The 3,903-nt window shown below is 63.7% G+C and carries 4 protein-coding genes; 1 reads left to right on the forward strand and 3 read right to left on the reverse strand.

Features of this window, described 5'->3' with window-relative positions:
- The first annotated feature begins 383 nt into the window (after window positions 1–383).
- A complete protein-coding gene (locus OG804_RS10460; protein ID WP_328396360.1) occupies window positions 384–587 on the forward strand; it encodes a hypothetical protein in 204 nt (67 codons plus the stop codon).
- A gap of 114 nt (window positions 588–701) precedes the next feature.
- On the opposite strand, the gene OG804_RS10465 is transcribed toward OG804_RS10460, so the two are convergent.
- From OG804_RS10465 to OG804_RS10475, 3 genes are all read right to left on the reverse strand, one after another.
- Window positions 702–2,654 (reverse strand): hypothetical protein, encoded by a 1,953-nt coding sequence (locus tag OG804_RS10465; RefSeq protein WP_328396362.1) that lies wholly within the window; start codon window positions 2,652–2,654, stop codon window positions 702–704.
- A gap of 44 nt (window positions 2,655–2,698) precedes the next feature.
- Window positions 2,699–3,502, reverse strand: a complete 804-nt coding sequence (locus OG804_RS10470; protein WP_328396364.1) for an ESX secretion-associated protein EspG — start codon at window positions 3,500–3,502, stop codon at window positions 2,699–2,701.
- A 67-nt stretch (window positions 3,503–3,569) separates the two neighbouring features.
- Complete coding sequence (locus tag OG804_RS10475; protein WP_328396366.1) at window positions 3,570–3,854, reverse strand: hypothetical protein; 285 nt, start codon at window positions 3,852–3,854, stop codon at window positions 3,570–3,572.
- Between the last annotated feature and the right edge of the window lie 49 nt (window positions 3,855–3,903).

A 3,903-nucleotide genomic window follows, 5' to 3' on the forward strand; every position in this document is an offset into this window, starting at 1 on the left:
CTCCGGGTTACGTACACCCGCACTGCCACCGCTGGAGATTCTCCGATCGGACCATGCCGATTGTGAGCTCCTCACAAAGCGCGGCCGAAATTATGGCCACGCAGACCGTTTCCCCGCGGGCGCCTGCTGTTTAACATTGTCCATCAGAGTTGATCGTAGTAATCGAATCCAGATCCGAATCCAGATTCCGATAGCCGCGACAGTCGGATTCGGCATATACCCGAACCGGCCCGACAATAATTCCGCCCCGCGGTATTCCATGGGATGTCGACTCACGAGACCGACGATGTTCTCTCCAGACTCCGAATTCAGCGGTGTGTACCGCATTCATTGAATCCGGAAACCTAATATCCAATGAGTATCATTCCCGAAGGGATACACACATGACTCGCACAATCGCCAGGTTCGTCGGCCTTCCGTTCGCCGTAGCCGCGGCCGCCGTCGCGCTCTCGGCGACATCGGCCTCCGCACAACTGAGCGACGTCGCCCCGAAGCTCGATGTCGATGTCGTCGTCACCCATTGCTCGATCAATTCGATCGGTTACGGCCAGTTCCAGGCCTGCGTCGCGGCGGCCCTCACCCCCTAGCCGACCCGGACGACCGGCCGAGAACGCCTGAACGCCTACCCGGTGTTCAGGCGTTCTCTGTCAGGGCGGAGGACACCCCGACCGGTCGACAGCCGGGGTTACCAGCGCCCGAAGTCAGCTATCGACAACAGGCTTCACCATGACCGGCTCGTCGTCGAGCGTGTCCTCGAGCCACTCCTGCGACAACAGATAATCAGGGCGCTTGTGTTCGTTCTGCGGTTGCTGACCGGCTCCCGCACCGCCGGCGCCACCGCCACCCATCGGGGAGCCGCCCATGGGCATCCCCTGTCCCGGGCCCGCCGCAACCGGAGAAACGTTCGTTCCCCGGGCGGTATCCACGAGGGAGGCTCGCGGGAAGAGTCGCGCCGCCTTCTCCACATTCTGTTGTTGCGGCGTTTTGACCCCCGAACCGGGGCCACCGCCGGCGCCCGAACTACCGCCCGGAGCCTTCTCCAGGTTCTGCAGCGCAGACTGATACCGTTGCGCCGCTTCCCGCAATCCGGGCGGCAGCCCGTCCGGCCCGTTCGCGCCGAGCCGTTGCAGGACCTGCTGCGCCGCGGAGGACAGCTGCGGCAGGGTTTGACCGGCGGTCGACAGTGCCTGTTGCGCGGCCTGCATGATCTGTTGTTGCCGCGCTGCGTCCTGCGCCGAATTCGACTGTTCCTGCGAAATCCGCGCGGCCTGCAGCTCCAGTTCACGCTGCGCAGAATTCAGTTCGCGCTGCGCCGATGCCAGTTCACGCCGCTCCGATGCCACTTCGCGACGAGCCGAAGTCAGTTCGCGCTGCGCCGATCTCAGTTCACGCCGCTCCGACGCCAGTTCGCGTCGGGCCGCAGCTATTTCACGCCGAGCCGACCCTTGTTCGCGCCGATCCGGCAACACTTGCGCCGTCTCCGGCTGCCGCGCCGGACGGACCGTCTCCGACTGCCCGGCAGCTGTCGACCCAGCCGCCGGAACAACGGCTGAACTGGTCGGCACGTCGAGACCTTCCGTCACCGCATGGGACGAGCCACCCGGATTTCCACCGTTTTCACTCCCCGCACCGTGACGGTTCGGCGACCCGAGACCACCTGTCGGCCCGGGAATCACCGGAATGGCGTTGGCCGAGAATCGAATTCCGGGTTCGTACCAGTTCCGGTACACCATTTTGGCCAGATCCTCCCGCGCTTTTCGTTCGTCGCTCGGAGTGTCGGCCCACGCCTTGTCGGGCATCCCGTACACAGTGTTGGCCGTCCAGCCGGCCGCCTGAACAAGATTGTTGCCGAGTAATTGCAGGGCGGACAGCAGGCCCTGCCCCCGGCCGACGTACAACCGGACCGCCGTTGCCGCTCCCCGGGCTCCGTCGCCTCTCCAGCGGTCCGAATCCTCCAGCAACCGCATCATATTCTGGTCGAAATCGGAGAAACCGGTCTGCAACTGCAGACCCATCCGAATCCAGCCGACCCCCTTCTGTGCGGTGAAGGCCGGATGACCGGAAATATCCTCGCGCAGGAGCCACAGATCGTCGAATCCCATACCTTCGGCGGGCGGAACGGTGATATTCAGACTCTGGGTGCCCCCGCCCCCCGCGAAGTCATCCATACCTTCCGGAACCTCGTATACATTGCCCGCGTCCGCGTAATCACCGAACCGCGGAATGCTGGATTCGGGGTACCAGCGACCGGGCGCCATCTCCGTCATCTTGATGTGTTCGATCGAACGATGCGAGACACTGTCGCCGGCCAGGTCACCGAAATGGCCCAGGGCGTCCGAATCCGTCCCCTGGTAACCTTTTCCGGCCAGCACGAAGGCGACGCCGAGATCGGTCACGATGCGCTTGTGCTCGCCCAGCACATCCCGGAAGTCCCCGGCGAGCTCGTTGAACTTGTTCTGCAATCGCACGGCGCCGGGTAGCCGCCCCATACCGTCGACTGCCTCCACTTCGGGGATACCGGCCTCGACGACCCGGCAGACATTGATCAGGTCCGCACAGTACTCGGCCGCATCGCCACCAGCGGTCGTATCGAAGGCGAAGCCGCCTCCGGCCGCTCGCTCACGGAGCGCTCCCCACGGATTCTCCCCAGACATCGGTCGGCTCCCTTCATCGATCTGAATCATCATCGGTTCAACCGCTATCGCTCGTCCTTGATAGACCGGATCACACCGACGACCTTCGAATTGATCGCCTCGACCATCCGCTTCCGATCAGCGGGACGGGCGACCGGCGGAGTCAGATCATCGAGAACGTATCTGCCGTCACCTTCGAGATCGCGCCAGCCGATTCGATACCGGACGATTCCGCGCGGACCGAAAATCGAGTAGCCCTGCTCTATATCGATGGTCCCGGTCCACAGGGCAGGCGCGGAAAGAAACGTTCCGGCACGCTTACCGGCCGAATCGGCCGACAAGTCCCGGGTTCTGGAAACACCGTAATTACGATCGAGTTCGGTATCCGCACGTTTGTCGGGCAGAACGATATCGGACTGCGCACCGGCCGCGATATCGGGCATCTGTGCCACCATCGCATCGGCGAGCAGGAGGCCGTCGCATTCGGTGACCACGAATCCACCACTGTGCCAGCATGTTTCCCCGGGAAGCTGGGTGACCACATACCCGCGATCACCCCGGCGGGTTCCGAACAACCGCACCAGGTGTGCGGGATCTTCCGGATTCCGGCCGTCGGCCCCATCCACCACGATTCGGATATCCGGCTGCGCCAGCGTGTCGAGCACGGTGTCGAACGATGCGCCCAGCCGCTGCCGGAGCTCATCCCGCGTCCGAACCCGATCGGCACGGAATGTCTCGGAATCCCGGGTCCGCGCTGTGTAGTAGAACGGAAAAGGAAGTCCACCGCGGTCCAGCCCGGACCACAACACATAGTATTCGAGGTCGGTGAACTCCCAGACACGATTCACGGGATCGGGCACTGCCGACACGGCCGTCACCGCCGGGCCCGTTCCGGCAACTCGACGGCCCGCGGATCGGTTCGCTCGGGCGCCCCGGTCATGCGCCGTCCCGGATACGGCGCATCTCCTCGATCTGGCGCGCCAAATCCTCCCGGTGACGCTCGGTATTGCTACCGTCGAGCTGACCGGCGAAGGCCTCCTTCGCCGCCGCCACCAGTTCATCGGAGACATTCGGGTACGCCCGGGCAATCGTCCACAACGCCTCGTCGGTCTCCATATCCAGACCGGTCTCCGAACGAAGCCCACCGCCGCTGCACACCGAGGCTAGTTCGGCCTCGAAATTCTGGATCAATTCTTCCCGGGTCGGGTGACCGAGCCGCATGATTCCTCCTCGTATCAATTACTTCCCACACTTGACTCCACCCCTGGAT

The organism is Nocardia sp. NBC_00416 (assembly GCF_036032445.1).
GTDB lineage: Bacteria > Actinomycetota > Actinomycetes > Mycobacteriales > Mycobacteriaceae > Nocardia.

Excerpts from the sequence above, each read along its gene's own strand:
- OG804_RS10460 (WP_328396360.1), top strand. The coding sequence starts at position 384 with ATGACTCGCACAATCGCCAGGTTCGTCGGCCTTCCGTTCGCCGTAGCC.
- OG804_RS10465 (WP_328396362.1), bottom strand. The coding sequence starts at position 2,654 with ATGTCTGGGGAGAATCCGTGGGGAGCGCTCCGTGAGCGAGCGGCCGGA.
- OG804_RS10475 (WP_328396366.1), bottom strand. The coding sequence starts at position 3,854 with ATGCGGCTCGGTCACCCGACCCGGGAAGAATTGATCCAGAATTTCGAG.